The 19,575-nt window shown below is 72.6% G+C and carries 16 protein-coding genes, 1 pseudogene and 1 riboswitch; of the genes and pseudogenes, 5 read left to right on the top strand and 12 right to left on the bottom strand.

Features of this window, described 5'->3' with window-relative positions:
- Positions 1–128: 128 nt before the first annotated feature.
- Genes ACZ6Y7_RS19245 through ACZ6Y7_RS19255 form a run of 3 tightly spaced genes read right to left on the bottom strand, consistent with a single transcriptional unit; the run spans position 129 to position 3,735 of the window.
- Positions 129–1,649 carry a precorrin-2 C(20)-methyltransferase gene (locus tag ACZ6Y7_RS19245; RefSeq protein WP_465759086.1) on the bottom strand — a complete coding sequence of 507 codons (1,521 nt, stop codon included), beginning with the start codon at positions 1,647–1,649 and terminating at the stop codon, positions 129–131.
- On the bottom strand, positions 1,646–2,272 hold the full coding sequence (locus ACZ6Y7_RS19250; protein ID WP_465759087.1) for a precorrin-8X methylmutase: 627 nt from the start codon (positions 2,270–2,272) through the stop codon (positions 1,646–1,648). Before ACZ6Y7_RS19250 ends, ACZ6Y7_RS19245 begins: the two co-directional genes overlap by 4 nt.
- Positions 2,269–3,735, bottom strand: coding sequence for a hypothetical protein (locus tag ACZ6Y7_RS19255; RefSeq protein ID WP_465759088.1), 1,467 nt, complete (start codon positions 3,733–3,735; stop codon positions 2,269–2,271). The genes ACZ6Y7_RS19250 and ACZ6Y7_RS19255 overlap by 4 nt, the downstream gene beginning before the upstream one ends.
- Before the next feature lie 259 nt (positions 3,736–3,994).
- Positions 3,995–4,080, top strand: a riboswitch (cobalamin riboswitch).
- 65 nt (positions 4,081–4,145) lie between these two features.
- Between ACZ6Y7_RS19255 and ACZ6Y7_RS19260 the strand changes: the two genes are divergently transcribed.
- The 3 genes from ACZ6Y7_RS19260 (at position 4,146) to lnt (ending at position 9,785) form a co-directional block, all read left to right on the top strand.
- On the top strand, positions 4,146–4,283 hold the full coding sequence (locus tag ACZ6Y7_RS19260; RefSeq protein WP_465759089.1) for a hypothetical protein: 138 nt from the start codon (positions 4,146–4,148) through the stop codon (positions 4,281–4,283).
- On the top strand, positions 4,280–7,906 hold the full coding sequence (cobN, locus tag ACZ6Y7_RS19265; protein ID WP_465759090.1) for a cobaltochelatase subunit CobN: 3,627 nt from the start codon (positions 4,280–4,282) through the stop codon (positions 7,904–7,906). Before ACZ6Y7_RS19260 ends, cobN begins: the two co-directional genes overlap by 4 nt.
- Positions 7,907–8,027: 121 nt before the next feature.
- A complete protein-coding gene (gene lnt, locus ACZ6Y7_RS19270; protein ID WP_465759091.1) occupies positions 8,028–9,785 on the top strand; it encodes an apolipoprotein N-acyltransferase in 1,758 nt (585 codons plus the stop codon).
- Here the strand turns inward: lnt and ACZ6Y7_RS19275 are convergent.
- Both ACZ6Y7_RS19275 and ACZ6Y7_RS19280 read right to left on the bottom strand, forming a co-directional pair.
- On the bottom strand, positions 9,761–10,522 hold the full coding sequence (locus tag ACZ6Y7_RS19275) for a VOC family protein (protein ID WP_465759092.1): 762 nt from the start codon (positions 10,520–10,522) through the stop codon (positions 9,761–9,763). The genes lnt and ACZ6Y7_RS19275 overlap by 25 nt on opposite strands.
- Positions 10,523–10,749: 227 nt before the next feature.
- Positions 10,750–11,622 carry an AraC family transcriptional regulator gene (locus tag ACZ6Y7_RS19280; RefSeq protein ID WP_465759093.1) on the bottom strand — a complete coding sequence of 291 codons (873 nt, stop codon included), beginning with the start codon at positions 11,620–11,622 and terminating at the stop codon, positions 10,750–10,752.
- 569 nt (positions 11,623–12,191) lie between these two features.
- Here ACZ6Y7_RS19280 and ribA point away from each other — a divergent pair.
- Both ribA and ACZ6Y7_RS19290 read left to right on the top strand, forming a co-directional pair.
- Positions 12,192–12,539 (top strand): annotated as a pseudogene (ribA, locus tag ACZ6Y7_RS19285) (GTP cyclohydrolase II RibA); the annotation flags it as partial.
- Between the two features lie 64 nt (positions 12,540–12,603).
- A complete protein-coding gene (locus tag ACZ6Y7_RS19290) occupies positions 12,604–14,193 on the top strand; it encodes a recombinase family protein (protein WP_465759094.1) in 1,590 nt (529 codons plus the stop codon).
- Between the two features lie 74 nt (positions 14,194–14,267).
- On the opposite strand, the gene ACZ6Y7_RS19295 is transcribed toward ACZ6Y7_RS19290, so the two are convergent.
- From ACZ6Y7_RS19295 to ACZ6Y7_RS19325, 7 genes are all read right to left on the bottom strand, one after another.
- The gene (locus ACZ6Y7_RS19295; protein ID WP_465759095.1) at positions 14,268–14,462 is read right to left on the bottom strand and encodes a hypothetical protein; all 195 of its coding nucleotides are present in this window, start codon (positions 14,460–14,462) and stop codon (positions 14,268–14,270) included.
- Entirely contained in the window at positions 14,459–15,073 is a 615-nt protein-coding gene (locus ACZ6Y7_RS19300) for a hypothetical protein (protein ID WP_465759096.1), read from the bottom strand. Before ACZ6Y7_RS19300 ends, ACZ6Y7_RS19295 begins: the two co-directional genes overlap by 4 nt.
- A complete protein-coding gene (locus ACZ6Y7_RS19305; RefSeq protein ID WP_465759097.1) occupies positions 15,057–15,224 on the bottom strand; it encodes a hypothetical protein in 168 nt (55 codons plus the stop codon). Before ACZ6Y7_RS19305 ends, ACZ6Y7_RS19300 begins: the two co-directional genes overlap by 17 nt.
- A 10-nt stretch (positions 15,225–15,234) precedes the next feature.
- Positions 15,235–15,405 (bottom strand): hypothetical protein, encoded by a 171-nt coding sequence (locus ACZ6Y7_RS19310; protein ID WP_465759098.1) that lies wholly within the window; start codon positions 15,403–15,405, stop codon positions 15,235–15,237.
- 61 nt (positions 15,406–15,466) lie between these two features.
- A complete protein-coding gene (locus ACZ6Y7_RS19315) occupies positions 15,467–16,519 on the bottom strand; it encodes an RNA polymerase sigma factor (protein WP_465759099.1) in 1,053 nt (350 codons plus the stop codon).
- A gap of 756 nt (positions 16,520–17,275) precedes the next feature.
- On the bottom strand, positions 17,276–17,722 hold the full coding sequence (locus ACZ6Y7_RS19320; RefSeq protein ID WP_465759100.1) for an endonuclease domain-containing protein: 447 nt from the start codon (positions 17,720–17,722) through the stop codon (positions 17,276–17,278).
- Positions 17,712–19,571 (bottom strand): DNA polymerase, encoded by a 1,860-nt coding sequence (locus ACZ6Y7_RS19325; RefSeq protein ID WP_465759101.1) that lies wholly within the window; start codon positions 19,569–19,571, stop codon positions 17,712–17,714. The genes ACZ6Y7_RS19320 and ACZ6Y7_RS19325 overlap by 11 nt, the downstream gene beginning before the upstream one ends.
- Positions 19,572–19,575: the final 4 nt, after the last annotated feature.

A 19,575-nucleotide genomic window follows, 5' to 3' on the forward strand; every position in this document is an offset into this window, starting at 1 on the left:
GGTGTCACGGCTGAGCGCTGACGGCTGACGGGGAACGGGGAACAGATGACAGATGACAGCGAACAGATTTCATCATCTGTTCGCTGTCATCTGTTCGCCGTCACCGGTGGCCGGTCACCCGACCGCCGTCACCCCTCCGGGTAGCGGCGGGGCGTCCAGACGACCTCCACGCCGCCGCCCCGCTCGACCGCCCGGGTCTGCGAGGAGCCGATCAGCAGGATCGTCCGCATGTCGACCAGGGCCGGGTCCAGCTCGCCGAGCCGGACGATCCGCACCCGCTCGGTCGGCCCGCCGACGTCCCGCGCCATGACCACCGGTGTCTGCGGTGCGCGGTACTCCAGCAGCAGGTCCCGGGCGAGGCCGACCTGGGTGGTGCGGGACTTCGAGCCCGGGTTGTACAGCGCGAGCACCAGGTCAGCCTCGGCGGCGGCGCGCAGCCGCTTGGCCACCACGTCCCACGGCTTGAGCCGGTCCGAGAGCGACACCGTCGCGTAGTCGTGCCCGAGCGGGGCCCCGGCCCGGGAGGCGGCCGCGTGGGCGGCGGTCACCCCCGGCAGGACCCGCACCGGAACGTCCCGGTAGGCCTCCTCGCAGGCGACCTCCAGGACGGCGGTGGCCATCGCGAAGACCCCCGGGTCACCCGAGGAGACGACCGCGACCCGGTGCCCGCGCCGGGCGAGTTCCAGGGCGTACTCGGCGCGCTCGGACTCGACCTTGTTGTCCGAGCCGTGCCGCCGCTGGCCCGGACGCTCCGGCACCCGGGCCAGGTAGGTGGTGTAGCCGACCAGGTCGGTGGCCTCGGCCAGCGCCCCGCGCGCCTCGGGGGTGAGCCAGAGCGGTCCGGCCGGCCCGGTGCCGACGACGGTCACGCTGCCGACGCCCTCCGAGGGCCGGACCTCGGGCTCCAGCGGCGCGACCTTGCTGGGCAGCACCGCGACCGAGAAGTACGGCACCGTCGCGTCGTCGACCTCGGCGAGCGGCGCGATGCGCTCCCCCGCCATGAAGGCCCGCTCGACGTACTGGGCGTCGGCGAGCCGCCCGGCCCGCTCCAGGGCGCGGCGGACGGTCGGGAAGGTTCGGCCGAGCTTCATGATCACGGCGGAGTCGGCGGAGGCGATCCGCGCCGTCAGCTCCTCCTCGGGCAGTGTGCCCGGGATGACGGTGAGCGTCTCCTCGGCCTCGGTCAGCGGCTGTCCGAGCCGGGCCGCCGCCGCGCTCACCGAGGTCACGCCGGGCACCACCTCGGTCGGGTAGCGGTGCGCGAGCCGCTTGTGCATGTGCTGGTAGGAGCCGTAGAAGAGCGGGTCGCCCTCGGCGAGGACGACGACGTCGCGCCCGGCGTCCAGGTGGGCGGCCAGCCGGGCGGCGGCCTCCTCGTAGAACTCGTCCAGCGCGCCCCGGTAGCCGCCCGGGTGGTCGGTGGTCTCGACGGTGAGCGGGTAGACCAGCTTCTCCTCGATCTGACCGCCCGTCAGGTAGCGCTCGGCGATCGAGCGGGCGATGGACCGGCCGTGCCGGGCGCTGTGGTACGCCACCACGTCGGCCTTGCCGATGAGTTCGGCGGCGCGGACGGTCACCAGCGACGGGTCCCCCGGGCCGAGCCCGACTCCGTACAGCCGCCCGGTCGAAGGCTTCTGATCGTCCGTCACTCTTCTTCGCTCGCAATCGCGTTGATGGCGGCGGCGGCCATCGCGCTGCCGCCGCGCCGACCGCGCACCACCAGGTGCTCCAGGCGGGAGGGGTGCTCTGCCAGGGCCTGCTTGGACTCGGCGGCGCCGATGAAGCCGACCGGGACGCCGATCACCGCTGCCGGGCGCGGCGCGCCCGCCTCGATCATCTCCAGCAGCCGGAACAGCGAGGTCGGCGCGTTGCCGACGGCGACCACCGCGCCCTCCAGGCGGGGCAGCCACAGCTCCATGGCCGCGGCGCTACGGGTGTTGCCCATCGCGCGGGCGAGGTCGGGCACCGCCGGGTCGGTGAGGGTGCAGATCACCTCGTTGTCGGCGGGCAGCCGCTTGCGGGTCACGCCGCTCGCGACCATGTTGACGTCGCAGAGGATCGGCGCACCGGCGTGCAGTGCGGCGCGCGCGGAGGCGACCACGCCGGGCGAGTACACCAGGTCCTCGACCAGGTCGACCATCCCGCAGGCGTGGATCATCCGCACCGCGACCTGGGAGACGTCCGCCGGGAGGGCGGCCAGATCGGCCTCCGCGCGGATGGTGGCAAAGGACTGGCGGTAGATGGACGCGCCGTCCTTCTCGTACTCGATCACTTCGTGGTCCTCCTGGCCTCGGCGACCGCCTCGGCCATCTCCTCGTTCGACACGTCCACGGAAGGGACAGGCGCCGGTCCGTTGACCGTCACCCGGTAGCCGTGCCCCGTGGCGAGCACGTCCACCCACCGCCCGGCCGGGTGGCCGCAGCGCCGTTCACAACCCGACCAGTGGACGGGCAGCGCACCGGGAACACCGGCCGGAGCCCCGGCCGCGCCGTCCAGCGCCCGGGCCGCGTCCGCGCGGACGTCGGCGAGCGACTTGGCGCAGCTCGGCAGTCCGGTGCAGGCGGTGGCCCGTTCCCAGGGCGAGCCCGGCCCGGTACGGAAGCCGGCGTCGGCGAGCGCGGGCAGCCGGTCGGCCGACGCACCCGGCAGGACCACGCCGCGCCAGGGCGTCAGCCGCAGTCCACCGGTGGCCGCTTCCACCGAAGCCGTGCCGGTCGCAGCGGTGGCAGCCGTCGTAGCGGCGGCAGCGGTCGAAGCGGCGGCGGTGGTCGCAGCAGAGGCGGCGTCCGTAGCGGTCTCGGCGGTCACGGCGGTCACGGCGGCCGCGGCGGTCACGGCGGTCGCGGCGGTCGCGGCCCCCGAGGCGGCGACCAGCGCCCGCCACTGCGCGGCACTCGCCCGCCCGAAGCGCAGTCCCACCGACAGCCCGCCGGGCAGCACGCCCAGGGCGGGCGCCGCACCGGCGAAGGCGGGCAGCGGCACCGGCCCGGCCGGCAGCAGGTCGGGCACCTCGCGCAGGTGCCAGGCCCTGCGACCGCTGGTGCGCAGCGCGTCCAGGAAAGCGCGGGCCGCCGCCAGCACGGCGGTGACCTCCTGCCCGGCTTCGACCGGGTGCCCGTGGTCGGCGCGCCCGAGCCGCAGCACGGCGGGCCGGTCACCGGCCGACGTCCGGTCCGCGGCGGCGCCCCGTGAAGCCGACGGTGAGCCTGCGATCAATGTCACATCGGCGTCGAGCGCGGCGACGTCCCCGCGCCCGTCGTCCAGCGCGAAGAGGAACTTGCCGGAGAGCCCGGCCGCCCAGTCGCTCGCGCACAGCCGCGCGTCCAGTTCCCGTACCCAGGACTGGACATCGGCCGAGGGGGTGCCGTCCAGCCCCGCCGTCGGCGAGGCGACGATGTTGCGGACCCGCTCATGGGTCTCCGAGGGCAGCAGCCCGACGGCGCGCAGCCGCTCCGCGAGGTCCGCCCCGCAGTGCGCGGCGAGGCCGCGCAGTTGGACGTTGCCGCGCGAGGTGGTCTCCAACTGCCCGTCGCCGAGGGCCTCGGCCGCCTCGGCCAGGGCCAGCGCCTGACGGGCCGTCAGCAGGCCGCCGGGCAGACGGATCCGGGCCAGGGCGCCGTCGTCGGCCGGGTGCAGTCGCAGGGCCCCGGGGCAGGCGTCGGCGCGCCCCCGGTCGGGCACCTCCCGGGCGGGTACGGCGACGCCCGGCGCGGTGGCGTCGGGTGTCGGTGGCATGGCGGCGAGCATACAGATGATCCGATCGGTTGCCTCCGTCCGCTGCATCACACTCCGGCGCACCCGACGCACACCCGACGCCCTGCCCGGCGTGCGCGCCGGGCGGGCTCCGGGCCGGGACCGCGCCGGCTCCGGGCGGCCACGCCGAGCAGCCGGAGCCCGCGGCCGAAAGCTCACTCTCCCCCAGGTCAGCCACACCCCGTACGATGCAGGGCGGGCGGTCCCGGCGGACCGTCCGCACGCCAGCGACGGCGCAGGGGAGGAAACCGGTGCAAGCCCGGTGCGGTCCCGCCACTGTGACCGCGGTTCACCGGGAAGCCGGTCGGCCGCGGGAGCCAGGAACTCCTGCCGTCCTCCACCGGCCCGGGGCGCGGACCCCGAGGAAGGCAGAAATGCACCAGCGCTGTCGCATGCCCGCGCACGCGTCCACGGCCGCCACCGCGGCCGCCCCGGCCCACATCACGGCCGCCCCGGCCGGTTTCCCGGCCGCCCCGGCCGAATCCCCGGCCGTCCTGGCCACCGACGAGGCCGGGAGGGCCTTCACATGATCCTGCTGCTGTCGACCTCCGACACCGACCTGCTCAGTGCCCGGGCCTCCGAGGGCCCGGTGCGTTACCGGCTCGGCAACCCGGCCCGGCTCACCCCCCAGGACCTGCCCGCGCTGCTGGAGGGCACCGAGCTCGTCGTGGTCCGCCTGCTCGGCGGGCGCCGCGCCTGGCAGGAGGGCCTGGACGCGCTGCTGGCCGGCCCCCGCCCGGTGGTGGTGCTGACCGGTGAGCAGGCCCCCGACGCCCAGCTGATGGAGCTGTCCACCGTCCCGGCCGGCATCGCCGCCGAGGCGCACGCCTACCTCGCCCACGGCGGCGCGGCCAACCTGGCCGAGCTGGGCGCCTTCCTCTCCGACACCGTGTTGCTGACCGGCCACGGCTTCGCCCCGCCCGCCTCCGCGCCGGCCTGGGGCCCGCTGGAGCGCGCAGCCCGTCCGTCCGAGGGCCCGACGGTCGCGGTGCTCTACTACCGCGCCCACCACATGAGCGGCAACACCGCCTTCGTGGAGACGCTCTGCCGGGCCATCGAGGACCAGGGCGCCCGCGCCGTGGCCTACTACTGCGCCTCGCTGCGCGGCGCCCAGCCCGAGCTGCTGGCCGCGCTCGGCGAGGCCGACGCGATCGTCACCACCGTGCTGGCCGCCGGCGGCACCCGCCCGGCCGACGCGCAGGCCGGCGGCGACGAGGAGGCCTGGGACGCGGGCGCGCTGGCCGCGCTGGACCGCCCGATCCTCCAGGCCCTCTGCCTGACCTGGTCGCGCGCCCAGTGGGAGGCCAGCGACGACGGCCTGTCCCCGCTGGACACCGCCACCCAGGTCGCCGTCCCCGAGTTCGACGGCCGCCTGATCACCGTCCCGTTCTCCTTCAAGGAGCTGGACGAGGACGGCCTGACCGTCTACGCCGCCGACCCGGAGCGCGCCGCCCGCGTGGCCGGCACCGCCGTCAGCCACGCCCGGCTGCGGTACGTCCCGGCCGCCGAGCGCCGCCTGGCCCTGGTGCTGTCCGCGTACCCGACCAAGCACGCCCGGGTCGGCAACGCCGTCGGCCTGGACACCCCGGCCAGCGCCGTCCGCCTGCTGAACCGGCTGCGCGAGGAAGGCATGGACCTCGGGAACGACCTCCCCGGCTTCGACGGCACGGAGGACGAGGGCCACGAGGGTGACGCGATCATCCACGCCCTGATCGCGGCCGGCGGCTACGACCAGGACTGGCTGACCGAGGACCAGCTGGCCCGCAACCCGGTGCGCATCCCGGCCGCCGACTACCGCCGCTGGTACGCCACCCTCCCGCAGGCGCTGCGCGAGCAGGTCGAGGAGCACTGGGGCCCGGCCCCCGGCGAGCTGTACGTCGACCGCTCGCAGAACCCGGACGGCGACATCGTGCTGGCCGCACTCCGCTCCGGGAACCTGCTGGTCCTGATCCAGCCGCCGCGCGGCTTCGGCGAGAACCCGGTCGCCATCTACCACGACCCCGACCTGCCGCCGAGCCACCACTACCTGGCCGCCTACCGCTGGATCGAGGCCGCGCAGGAGGACGGCGGCTTCGGCGCCCACGCCGTCATCCACCTCGGCAAGCACGGCAACCTGGAGTGGCTGCCCGGCAAGACCGCCGCGCTGTCCGCCGAGTGCGGCCCGGACGCCGTCCTCGGCAACCTCCCGCTGATCTACCCCTTCCTGGTCAACGACCCGGGCGAGGGCACCCAGGCCAAGCGCCGCGCCCACGCCACCCTGGTCGACCACCTGGTGCCGCCGATGGCCCGCGCCGACTCCTACGGCGACATCGCGCGCCTGGAGCAGCTGCTGGACGAGCACTCCAACATCGCCGCGATGGACCCGGCCAAGCTTCCGGCCATCCGCGCCCAGATCTGGACCCTGATCCAGGCCGCCAAGCTCGACCACGACCTCGGCCTGGACGAGCGGCCCGAGGACGACGGCTTCGACGACTTCCTGCTGCACGTCGACGGCTGGCTGTGCGAGGTCAAGGACGCCCAGATCCGCGACGGCCTGCACGTCCTCGGCCAGGCGCCGACCGGCACCGACCGGGTCAACATCGTGCTGGCCATCCTGCGCGCCCGGCAGATCTGGGGCGGCGTCAGCGCCCTGCCCGGCCTGCGCGAGGCGCTCGGCCTGGACGAGGCGGCGCTGACCCTCGGCGCCACCGACGCCGCCGAGGCCAGGGCCCGCGCCCTCGTCGAGGCGATGGAGGAGCAGGACTGGGCGCCCGAGGCGGTCGAGAAGGTCACCGCCGAGCTGCCGGAGACCGTCCGTCCGGCCGTCCGGGAGGTGCTGGCCTTCGCCGCCACCCAGGTGGTGCCCCGGCTGTCCGCGACCACCGACGAGCTGGACGCGGTCCTGCACGCGCTGCAGGGCGGCTTCGTCCCGGCCGGGCCGTCCGGCTCGCCGCTGCGCGGCCTGGTCAACGTGCTGCCGACCGGCCGCAACTTCTACTCCGTCGACCCGAAGGCCGTGCCCAGCAAGCTCGCCTGGGAGACCGGCCAGGCCCTCGCCGCCTCGCTGGTCGAGCGCTACACCGCCGACAACGACGGCGCCTACCCGCCCTCGGTCGGGCTCTCGCTCTGGGGCACCAGCGCCATGCGCACCGCCGGCGACGACATCGCCGAGGCCTTCGCCCTGCTCGGCGTCCGCCCGGTCTGGGACGACGCCTCGCGCCGGGTCACCGGGCTGGAGCCGATCCCGCTGGAGGAGCTGGGCCGCCCGCGCATCGACGTGACGCTGCGCATCTCCGGGTTCTTCCGCGACGCGTTCCCGCACGTGGTGGCCCTGCTCGACGACGCGGTGCGCCTGGCCGCCGCCCAGGAGGAGGCCGACGAGCAGAACTTCGTCCGGGCCCACGTCCAGGCCGACCTCGCGGTCCACGGCGACGAGCGCAAGGCCACCGTCCGCGTCTTCGGCTCCCGCCCGGGCACGTACGGGGCGGGCCTGCTCCAGCTGATCGACAGCCGCGACTGGCGCACCGACGCCGACCTGGCCGAGGTGTACACGGTCTGGGGCGGCTACGCGTACGGCCGCGGGCTGGACGGCCGGCCGGCCCGGGAGGAGATGGAGACCGCCTACAAGCGGATCACCGTCGCCGCGAAGAACACCGACACCCGCGAGCACGACATCGCCGACTCGGACGACTACTTCCAGTACCACGGCGGCATGGTCGCCACCGTCCGCGCGCTCACCGGCAAGGCGCCGACCGCCTACATCGGCGACTCCACCCGCCCCGAGACGGTCCGCACCCGGACGCTGACCGAAGAGGCCGCCCGCGTCTTCCGCGCCCGCGTGGTCAACCCGCGCTGGATCGAGGCGATGCGCCGGCACGGCTACAAGGGCGCCTTCGAGATGGCCGCCACGGTCGACTACCTGTTCGGCTACGACGCCACGACCGGCGTGGTCGCGGACTGGATGTACGAGAAGCTGACTCAGGAGTACGTGCTCGACCCCGTCAACCGGGAGTTCCTCGCGGGCGCCAACCCGTGGGCGCTGCACGGCATCAGCGAGCGCCTGCTGGAGGCGGCCGACCGCGGGCTGTGGGAGCAGCCGGACCCGGAGCTGATCGCGCAGCTGCAGGCCGCGTTCCTGGAGACGGAAGGGGACCTGGAGGGCGGCGAGGGCTGAGGCCCGCCGTCCGGAGGCGCCCGCGAAACACGGCTCCGCACCGCGCTGTTGGTGCGCCCGTCGCCCATTCGGGTGACGGGCGCACTGGTGGCGTGGGCCGTCCGAGCGGACAATACGGGGCATGTCGCGCCGCATCCGTCCCATCAGCCCAGCCCTGAGCACGACCTCCGCCGACGATCCCGAGGACGCGGACGCCGCCGAGGCGGAGGTCGCGGAGACGGAGGTCCCGGAAGCGGAGGTCCCGGAAGCGGAGGACCTGGAAGCGGACGCCGCCGAGGCGAAGGTCCCGGAAGCGGACGCCGCGGAACCGGGCGTCCGGGGAGCGGAGGAACCCGGGCCGCGCCCGCCGCACCGCTACCGGGCGCGGGTCGGGTCGCTCGTGGCGGGGGCGGTGCCGGTGCTCGCCTTCCCGGCGCCCGGGCAGGCCTGGCTGGCCTGGATCGCGCTCGTCCCCGGGCTGCTGCTGATGCAGCGGGCGCCCGGGGGGCGGGAGGCCGCGGTGCGCGGGTGGTGGTTCGGGGCCGGGTTCATCCTGACCGCGATGTACTGGCTGGTGCCGTCCATCGGACCCGGACTGCCGGTGCTCGCGGTGCTGTTCGGGGCGCTGCAGGGCGCCGTCGGGTACGCCGTGCACCGACTGCTGCACCCGTCGCTGACCGCCCGTCGGGCGCTGATGGCACTGCTGGTCGTCCCCGCGGTCTGGGTGTCCGCCGAGTACGCGCGGTCCCTGCCCGCGCTCGGCGGACCGTGGGCGCTGCTCGGCGCCACCCAGTGGCAGCACCCGGCGATCCTCGGACTGGCCGCGACGGGCGGGATCTGGCTGGTCAGCGCGGCGGTGGCGGCGGTGAACACCGGGGTGCTGATCGTGCTGACCGCGGTGCACTGGCGGCCGCGCGCCGTGGCGGCCGCGGCGGCGGTGCTGGCGCTGCTCTCCGGTCCGGCGCTGTTCGCGCTGTGCGAGGCGCCGGCCGGGGCCGGGACCGTCACGGTGGCGCTGGTCCAGCCCGGTGTCGTCGAGGACCCGCAGGCCCGGTTCGACGCCAGCGCGCGGGCCACCGCCGACCTGGTCGGGCAGCCGGTGGACCTGGTGGTCTGGGGCGAGAGCAGTACCACCGCCGACCTCGACCACGACCCCACCACCCTGGACGCGCTGCGCCGACTCGCCGCGACCACCGGAGCCCGGGTCATCGCCGGGGAGGACGCGCGCAAGGCGGACGGACGGATCTCCAAGGACGCGGTGCTGGTCTCCCCGGCGGGCGTGGTGGACCGCTACCGCAAGATCCGGCTGGTGCCGTTCGGCGAGTACATCCCGCTGCGGCCGGTGCTCGGCTGGATCGCCGGGGTCAGCCGCGCCGCGGGCGAGAACCGGGCCCCCGGCACCGCCTTCCACCTGCTGCCGGTCACCGACCGGACGGGCGCCCCGCTGCCCGTCGGGGCGCTGATCTGCTTCGAATCGGCCTTCCCCGACATGGCCCGCAGCGCCGCGCGGGACGGCGCCCGGGTGCTGGTCTACCAGTCCTCGACCTCGACCTTCCAGCGGACCTGGGCGCCCGAGCAGCACGTCTCACTGGCCGCGATCCGGGCCGCCGAGACGGGGCGTCCGGCCGTCCAGGCCGCGCTGACCGGGGTCTCGGCGGCCTTCGACGCGCAGGGCCGGGAGCTCGCCCGGCTCGGCACCGACGGCACCGGCGCGCTGACCGTCCGGCTGCCGCTCACCGCGCCCGGGACACTGACCTGGTACGACCGGGTCGGCGACGTGGTCCCGCTGGGCGCGCTGCTGATCACGGCGGGGGCCGGGGCGACGGCGGTGGCGGCGGGAAGGGCACGGCGCCGGGGCGCTGCGGAGCGCCCGGCTCAGCCCACCGGAGGCGCGTGGTAGACCGCGAACGCGGCGCCCTGCGGGTCGCGCAGCACGGCGGTCCGCCGACCGCCCGGCATGCCGGAGGGGGGCACGAGCACGTCCGCGCCGAGGGCCACCGCCCGGCTGACGGTGAGGTCGGCGTCCGCGCACGAGAAGTACAGCAGCCAGGACGACGGCGCCTCCGGCGAGCGGTCGCCCGCCATCGGCATGCCGCCGAAGTCCTGACCGGCCACGCCCCACTGGGTGTAGTGGTCGGACGGGGAGACCGACCAGTCGAAGACCGCCGGGTAGAAGGCGAGCGCACCGGACGGGTCGCGGGTGACCAGCTCCACCCAGCCGAGCGAGCCGGGCTCGTTGAACACCCCGGCGCCCTTGAACGTCCGGGCCTGCCACAGGATGAACACCGCGTGGGAGGGGTCGGCGGCCACCGCGAAGCGGCCGTGGTCGAGCACGTCGGTGGGCTCCTTCAGGAGGCTGCCGCCGGCCTTCTCGACCCGCGCCGCGGTGGCGTCGGCGTCGGCGACCGCGAAGCTGACCGTCCAGGCCGTCGGCTGCCGCGGCCCGTAGCGCGGGGAGATCGCGGCGACCGGGGTGTCTCCCAGGAGCATCTGGACGTAGTCGCCGTCCGCGGGGCGCGCGGTGTCGTCCTCCCGCCAGCCGAACAGTTCGCGGTAGAAGGCCCGGGCGGCGCCCGGGTCGGTGGTGCCCAGTTCGACCCAGCAGGGGCCGTCGGTGGTCACGGAGGTCAGCTTCATCGGTTCGGATTCTCCAGCTCGTGCGCGGCCCCTCGGTCCTCCCCGCCCAGGATGCGGGGCGGGGAGGGCGGGAGGCGGGCGCTGGTGGGCCGAACGGGGGCGAACAGCCGACGGATGACAGTCGACGGATGACAGCTGACAGATAACAGATAACAGATAACAGATTTCATCATCTGTCAGCTGTCATCCGTCGACCGTGAGCTGCCGGCCCTCAGCTGGGGGGGGTGTCAGCTCAGCGCCCGGGCCACCGGGATCCAGAGCTCCGCCTCGGCGTCGCCCGTCCCCGGGATGGCGCGGGTCTGCAGGATCTCCGGGCCCGGCCGGGCCTCGTACGGGTTGGACGGGAACCACTGGGCCGCCACGTCCCCCCACATCTGCTGCAGCGCCTGCGGAAACGGCCCGGTGTTGGTGAACACCGCCCAGGTGCCGGCCGGCACCTCCAGGACGTCCAGGTCCTCCGGGGCCTCGGCATCCTCGCGCGCCACCACCGCGTGCCAGTAGTCGAGTTCGGACCCTTCCTCGCGGTTCGGCGAGAAGCCGTCGCTCACCGACACGAGGCCGGCCGGGTCCTGGCCGGCGAGGGCGGCGATCCGCTCGACCGTCTCCTTCCCGAGCCCCTTGATGAACTCGGCTATCTCCGGGTTGATCCCCTGGTAGATCAGGGTGACCCGGGCCTTCCTGCCGACGATCCGGAAGTCCGGCTTCTCGACGACGCGGTATTCCATGCTGCTGCTTCCTTCCACGACGAGCCGGAAGGACATCCGCGGCTGGGAGACGAGCACCGCCCCGTCGCGCCGGGCCTCGCCCGGTCCGACCCCGTGCATCGCCCGGAACGCCCGGGCGAACGCCTCGCCCGAGGTGTACCCGTACCGGACCGCGACGTCGAGCAACGTCCTTTCACCGGCGAGGACTTCGGCCCCCGCGACGGTCAGCCGCCGACGCCGGACGTACTCCGAGAGCGGCATCCCGGCGAGCATCGAGAACAGCCGCCGGAAGTGGTACTCCGACGTCATCGCGATCCGCGCGAGCTCGGCCACGTCGACCTCGCCGTCCAGGTGCCCCTCGATGTGGTCCATCGCCCGGTTCAGGTGTTCCAGCACTCCGACCCCGTCCTTCCTTGCCGATCACCACCGTAGGAAGGACCCACCTTGCCGTACCCGACGATCCGTGCCCGCCCCGGTCGGGTGCCGGCCGCCGGGTCGCCGGGTCACGGGGCCGTCGGGTCACCGGCGCAGGGTACGGGTCGGACCACGCCCCGGCCGGCATCGCATCCGCGACCAGCAGCCCCGAAGGACACTGCGCAGGTGGGGGCTTGACGGCTCATGGGCATCCGGTCAGGAGCTTCCGCTCGTCGCCGAGTGGTCGTGCGCGGGCGTTCCCGTGCCGGGAAACGGGAGGACGTCTCGCAGTGTCCACACCCCGCACCGGCCTCCTTCCGGATACCGGAACGATCTCGGTGCGTCGGGTGGGAACAGGTGGGGCGGGCGCAATGTTGTGCGCCCCCGGACGCCTCCCCGCGCCTCCGGGTTCGCATCGGACCCCGGCGGTCTAGTTGTTCAAATTGGAACAACCGAGTACGGTCGACACCCGATCAGTCCGATCACCCCGCCCCACCCGCTCGAACCCGGATCCGAACCGACCCGGCCACCCCGACACCGAAGGCCCGCCCATGCCCCAGCCCGGCCCCGCCACGGTGCGCTCGCGTGTGCGCATCCCGTTGACCTTCCCCGACGGCTACCGCGCCGAGGCGGAGGTCTTCACCTTCCACGACCTCGCCGACGGCGCCGAGCACCTGGCGCTCGCGCTCGGCACGGTCCCCGAGGGCGGGACCCCGCTGGTTCGGCTGCACTCCGAGTGCCTGACCGGCGACGTCTTCGGCTCGGACCGCTGCGACTGCGGACCGCAGCTGCGCGAGGCGGTCGAGCGGATCAGCGAGGCCGGCGGGTACCTGCTCTACCTGCGCCAGGAGGGCCGGGGCATCGGCCTGTACAACAAGCTGGACGCGTACGCCCTGCAGAGCGCGTAACCAGACGTCCACCTCTCCAGGTGCGGGTGCGCGCCACTGACCGGAGAGTGAAAGCATGGCGCGCACAGGCGACGATCAGGTCCGCCACCTGGACCTTCTCCTGCGGAAATCACAGATCGTCCGGGGGACGGCAACCCGCGACATCTTGTCCCTGCGGTCGCAGGAGACGCGGGGCCGCCGCTGGGGTGAGCGGAACGGCTACACGATTCGCCGGGTCTTCCGCGAGAACCTGTCGGCTTACAAGCCGGGTGTGAAGCGGCCGGACTTCGAAGAGGCGGTTCACGCTCTGCTCGAAGGCGAGTCGGATTGCCTGTGGGCATACGACTCCTCGCGGTTCAGCCGCAAAGGCGCGGGCGACGTCCTGAAGATCCTGGACGTGCCGGGCAAGCGGCTGGTCTTCGACATCAACGGGCTCGACACCGAGCGACCCGAAGATCGCCGCCGGATTGTTGAGGATGCCGAGCGCGACCGCGAGTACAGCCGTGTCCTGTCCGAGAAGATTCGGGACACCAAGGCCGAGCAACGGGACGGAGGCAAGTGGCTCGCCACGGTTCCCTTCGGCCTAAGGGTCACAAAGAAGCGGAAGCTCAAGGGCAACAAGTGGTGGCCGCTTGTTGAGCGGATTCACTACGAAGCGGCAGAGGGGAAATCCCAGCGGAAGATCGCGGCGGGGCTCACCGCAGACGGGTTCACGGCCCCGAGGGGCGGCCCCTGGCGAGCAACCACCGTGGGCAAGATCCTCCGGAACCCTGTCTACCTCGGATGGCAGGTGGTGACGGTCAAGGGCGCTCCCGTCATCTACCTCAACGCCAAGGGGCAGAAGGTCCGCGTCTTCGCCAAGGGCTTCAACGGCATCCCGCAGGCTGTCTGGGACAAGCACCGCCGAAAGGCCGCCGGGATCGAAAGGCCAGCGGGCTTCGGAACCGACCGCGCAGAGGAACAGGCTCCACCCGAGAACAACCCCGTCGCCGGTCTCAGTTGGTGCGCCGGCGGCGGATTCAAGGAGGAGGGGCATCGCGCGGTGTCCATTGGGCACTCGTTTCGGTGCAGCGCTCACATCGCCGGTATTCCGTGCCCGACTCCTGTAAGTGCCCAGCGCGCGGGGGTTCTGCGCGTCGTCTTCAAGGAGTGGAAGAAGCGCCTCGCGGCAGCCGACCCCTTGGACCCGACCATGCTGGCCGTAAGCGAACGCTGGCTCACCCTGTCTCACCCGGAGGAGAGTAAGGCGGAGTCCGAGGCACGGGGTCAGCTCAAGGTCGCCGAAGAGGCCGTCGCCAGGCTCGACCGCCTGAATGCGGCCGGGGCATACGTCGGTCGTGACGGCGAGGCGACGTTCGTCAAGCTCCGGCGGACAGCGGTGTCCGACGTGGAGACGGCACGGAAGGAGTGGGAGAAGGTTGCTCAGCCGCTCGGGGACATTTCCGTGCTCACCGACCCGGACCGCTGCACGAAGCTGTGGGACTCCGCAGACGACACGTTCCGAGGGCAGCTCCTGCGCCTTGCTATCGACAAGGTCTTCATCCGGCAAGCCACCTACAGCGGTCAACGGATTACGCCAGAACGGATCGTCATCGAGTGGGCGAAGCCGCGCGGCTGGAGGCCACCGAAGAAGAAGGGCGAGCGGACCCTGCCGGACGTGTCCTGAAACATAGAAAAGGCCCCCGGTCAGCACTGTTCGAGCAGTGCCAGCCGGGGGCTTTCGTGTAGGTCAGACGGGGGTCACCACCCGACACCTTCGATGTCGGCGGCGACGTCGAGTGCGACGTGCTCCGGGAGAGGGACGGTCGTGCGGGTGAGCTGTCCAGGCGAGGAGTGCTCGGTCTCGATGACGATGACGCGCTCGCCTGCGGGGGTTCGGGCCTCGTAGACGCGGGCGACCTGGTGAACGACGGCGTGGATCACAGGAAGGGTCATGCTGCGCCCTTCAGCAGGTAGTTGGCCATGGCGATCTTTGAGGCGACTCCGGCGTCGGGGCCGAGCAGTTCGGAGGCGCGCAGGAACGCGCACTCGCGCTCGGCGGTGGTGTCGTTGGCGGGCAGCATGGCGTCGGCGAAGGTGGGCGGCTGGGGGACTGGGTAGGCGGGCGGGGTAGGCGGGTACTCGGTGACGGTCGGCTGGGGGGCGGTGAGCTGGTCGGCCAGGACGGGCTGGGGGAAGGCGGTGGGCGAGGTGGAGCCGCCAGCCGCGAGGTAGGGCTGTCCGGCCTGGCGGGACTGCTCGGCCTGGCGGGCGGCCTCCGTCTCACCGAGGCGTCGGGCGGCGTCGGCCTCCTCCTGGCGGACGCGCTCGATCTCCTGAATGGTGGCGCGCGACTGGGCGGCGGCCTGGGCCAGGGCGTTACTCAGGGATTCGGCGACCTCGGGGTTGAGATAGATGGAGGCTGCGGTCTCGCCGTAGTGGACGAGGAGGCCGATGTCGCCTTCGCCGTCCACGTGAAGTCTGGCGTAGTCACGAGGGCCGTCGTACTTGCAGGGGAAGCGCTGTTCGTCGAGGTGAATGGTGTAACGCTCAGGCGAGGTCGTCATGGGGGGTCTCTCCGTTCATCAGGAACTCGGCCAGGCGGAGCACGGCGCTCATGCGGGCGTCGAAGGGGCGGTCGCCTTGGTAGCCACGGGCGTTGGTGGACATCTCGGTGACGGTCTTCTGGGCGAGGGCCAGGGCCTCGGTGTGGGTCATGGGGTTCGGCTCAGGCAAGCAGGGCCAGGAACGCCTGGACCTCGCGGGCGGAGTGCCCGCCGTCGTAGCGGATGGTCTGGCCGTCGCGGATGATCTCCAGGCGGTAGCCGTCGTAGTCGTCGGGGGTGACGTGCAGGGTCGCGCCGCCGCGCAGGGCAAAGGTGCCGGTCGGGTTGTTCATCGCGAGGGCCTTTCAGTGGGATCCGAAAGGCTTGAGGCAGGGCGGTTAACACGAGCGGCGTTCACGCGGTGGCCCGCAGCTTCCTCATGGCGCGGGACCAGGTGGCCTTGATGGTGCCGGGAGTCTTGCCCAGCACCTCGGCTATGCCGGTGGCGTCGAGCTTCCCGGCGTCGGTGAGCATCGGGGGCTCGCCGTCGAACCCGAATGCGAGGCGCGCGATGGCGGCCTCGGTCGGGGACATGGACGCCAGCAGCAGATCGGCCTTCACCTTCGCGGCGGCGCTGAAGCGGGCGGCGGTCTCGGCCTCGGCGTCGCGGTCGATGATCGCCCCGCTGGCCTGCTTGCCGCGCTTGGCCCCGGTGACCTTCACGCCCTTGCAGCGCACGGCGTCGCGGCTGATGGCGAGCGGGTTGAAGGCCACGGAGGGCTGGAGGCCGGTGCACCAGCCGGCGGTGGTGGCCCCGGCAACGACTTGCCGGCCGTCCTTGACGACCAGGTGCAGGCGCTCGGTGCGGGGGGTGGTGCCGAGTTCGGTGTACTCGACCAGGCGGTCCGGATCCTGAGCGGCGCAGGCTTCGAGTGCGCTGTCCGGCACCGCGGCGATCGGGAGGGGACGGGCGAAGGCGGCGGCGGCGAGGTCGACCCGCTCGGCGCTGAAACGACGCTTGGCGTCCGGCCGGGTCAGCTCGTCCTTGGCCGACTCGAAGTCCCCTCCGGAGCGGGAGAGCGCGCCCATGAGGGCGCCCGCGACGTCGCGCGGTGCGCCGGGAGCGGTCTCCCGGGTGGCGGCCTGGCGGCCGTCGAGCTTGGCGCGCTGGAAGGCGTAGCTCGTGAACTGCGCGGTGTTCTTGGCGTCGGTGTCCCAGGCGTGGATGGCGCACCAGAAGGAGAAGCGCATCTCCTGGGCGATGTCCAGGGCGGCCTGGTGGCTGTCGCCTTCCATCTGCTGGGCGCGCTTACGGGAGACGGAGCGCGCGATGCCCTCAAGTCCGTTCAGGATCTCCTCGGTGGCGACGCGGCCCCTGTCAAGCTTGCCCATGCCGGTCAGGGCGGTGAGCGGCTTGGGGGTCTGGGCCTGGGAGATCAGTTCGGGGGTGATGCACGGGGAAGGCATGAGGATTCCTTGGCATGCACAGGACAGAACGATGGGTGTGCGATATCGCCGGACGGCGCACGCACAAGGGCGCGACGAAGCTCGGGCCGGCCCTTTGAGTCGGATCAGGGCATGAAGAAGCCCCGGCCGGCGCGGCTGCCGAGTCGGGGCATGAAGAAGCCCCCGCCGCTTCGGATCAGCCGAAGGGCAGGGGCCGAACGCGGCCTGTCGTTAGGTCAGGCCGCGGGAAGTCCACTCGCGCGTCGGCAGGTTGCCGAGCGGGGCGAAAGCGACAGGCGGCGGGCGAACAGCGCCATGCATCGCGATATCCGCAGATACAGGGCGCGTTCACCCCCGTCTCTATCAAGGTTGGGGTTCACATCACTGTGGACATAAAGCAGGGCGAGGGCACTGATCGATATGCGAATGGCTTCGCCCGGATCTTCACCCCGCTCACCCACGCGAAGTGGCTGCGCATCAGTGAGGCCGATGGCGCGACGAGTGGCCAGCAACCCTGCATGCGTGATGTTTTGGGCGACCTCCCTGCCGACGCGGGCTAGGCGACGCAGGTGGCGAAGGACGCCGCAGAAGCGGGACCAGCCTCCCCGGCGCATAGTCGTCCTCCGTTCACGGGCCGCGCATCCACGGGCGCGGCATGTGAACAGGAGCTTAGTTATGTCAAAAGTATGCGCAACCTGTGAAATTTATACGGAACGTAGCGATCATGGGCACTACCTGCGGCTTTGCGGGTAAAGGGTAAGTAATGTGACTTGGATCTCACCTGCCGTGGTTCCGTAGGTATGCGGCACCTCGATCGAGCCGCTGGGAGGAGTCGCCGAAGTGGCCGAGGGCACTGTTCTCGCCACGGCACAGGAGCCTTCTGACGGCTTGTCCATGCGGCTTCTCGTGGTCGTGGTCAACCACCAGGCGGCCCCCGGCGACCGCCTTCAGACCGCAGATCGCGCACCGCCAGCGCTGCTGGCGGCCCATGCGCTCGTAGTCGTCCAGGCTGATGCCGTAGAGCCGGCGCAATCGGGCGTCGCGGCGCTTACGGACGATCGCGGGGTCTCGACTGGCCCGGGCGCTGGCCGCCTTCACACAGGCCCGGCACACGTTCGCCCGGCCGTTGGGCGCGCGCTTGCGCCTGCCGAACTGCCCGAGCGGCTTCTCGTCGTCGCACACCTCGCAGAACTGCGTGTGCGCGCTCTCGGGTTCACGCCGCATAGGCCCACTCCTCGGGCAGGCCGTAGCCGTCGGCCCACGAGGGACCGTAGACCTCGGCGTCCGTGTCCAAGGGGACGCCCAGCAGTGTCATCTTCATGGCCTCGGCGCAGGCGCGGGCGACGTCCGCGGCCTCCTTCTTCGGGGCGGTGCCCACCACCTCGTCGTGCACCCACATGGTGAGGTAGGGGGTCAGGGCCTGGTCGTCCATCTTGATCAACGCCTGCCCCATCGTGTCGCGGGCGGTGGATTGGCAGGCGTAGGCGACGGACTTGTACAGCTTGTCCCGGTCCAGGTGGAGCCTGCGGCCGGTGACCGTGGTCATCGTGCAGCGCTCCGACAGGGCGACCCGTTGCATCTTGCGGGCCCACCGCTTGATCCCGGGGAACGCCTTGCCGTAGCGGCGCAGGGTGTCCCGCATGACCTCGACCTCCTGACCGGTCTGCCTGGCCAGCGTCGCGGCCCCGCCCTGGTAGGCGGTGCCGAGTCCGGCGATCTTGGCCAGGGTGCGCTGGGCCTTCGTGTAGTCCTCACCGAACATCAGGGTGGCGGCGTACCCGTGGAGGTCGTGGCCTACGGCGATGGCCCGGGTCATCCTGGACTCGCCCGACAGGGCGGCCAGCACCCGGAGTTCGACGGCCTGCTGGTCCACCGAGAAGTAGGCGTGGCCCGGTTCGGCGACCACGCACCGGCGCACCTCCCACCCGTGGGAGGGGAGCTGGGCCATCGCCGGGTCCGAGTGCGCGGCACGGGCGGTGATCGCACCCATGGGGTTGATCTTCGGGTGGATGCGGTCGAAGTGGTCGCGGTTGTTCAGCATGGCCTCGGCGTAGCTGGTCGACCACTTGCCCGCACGCTTCGCCCGCAGCACCGCGTCGGCCAGCACGTTGGGCTCGCGCAGGCCGAGCCGCTGCCAGTCCTGGTCGAGATCGGCCAAGGGCAGCAGCACCTCCTTGGCCACCGACAGCGCGCCGCTGTCGGTCTTCTCCGTCAGCCGCTCGCCCATCCCGAGCAGCGCGCCGGCCACCTGGTCCGGGCTGTTCACCGAGGCGACGCCGAAGCGGGCCGCGACGGCGGAGAACCGTTCCTTCTCGGCGGCGAGCCGGCCGACCAGACCCTCGGTGTACTCGGGATCGATCAGCATCCCGGTCCGCTGGAGCTTCGCGCACACCAAGGCGAGGCAGTGCTCGTACGGCAGCAGCGCCGAGCGCAGGCCCTCGGCCCTGTAGCGGGCCAGCAGCTTGGGCAGCAGCCGGACCACGAGCAAGGCGTCGAGACCGGCGTACAACTCGTAGACGTGGTGCGAGAGGCTGATCCGCGCCCAGCCGTTCTCCTTAGTCAGGCCGAGTCCGTTGAAGACCCGCGTCAGGTCGTTCTGGGTGTCGGGGGCGCTGGGGTCGACGTACCAGGCCGACAGAGGCTTGAGGGACAGGCCGACCCCGCCCTCGTAGTCGTGCCGGCTGTCGAGCAGGTGGGCGGCCACCCGGGAGTCCTGCGCCCGGGGGTAGAGGTCTTCGAGCGGGATGCCCAGCTCGTTGTCGACCTTCAGCGCGTCGAAGGCCAGGTTGTGTGCCACCAGGTTCGGCAGCGTGGCCAGGGCCTCGATCGCGGCCTCGCGGAAGGGCCCGCCGAGTTCGACGGGGATGACGTCCGCGGTGTGGGTGTCGGCGAACTGCGCCAGGCGTATTCGGTCGGTCCAGGCCAGGCCGGTGGTCTCGGTGTCGAAGCCGATCAGCGTGCCGGCCGCCGCGTGGGCGGTCCACCAGGTGCGGAACTCCCGCAGGTCATCCGGTCGTTCGGCGACCTTGATCGTGACTGGCTCTCCGGCCAGTCGGTACGGGTGTACCCGCATGTGC

The sequence above is a fragment of the Kitasatospora sp. NPDC053308 genome, from assembly GCF_055585785.1.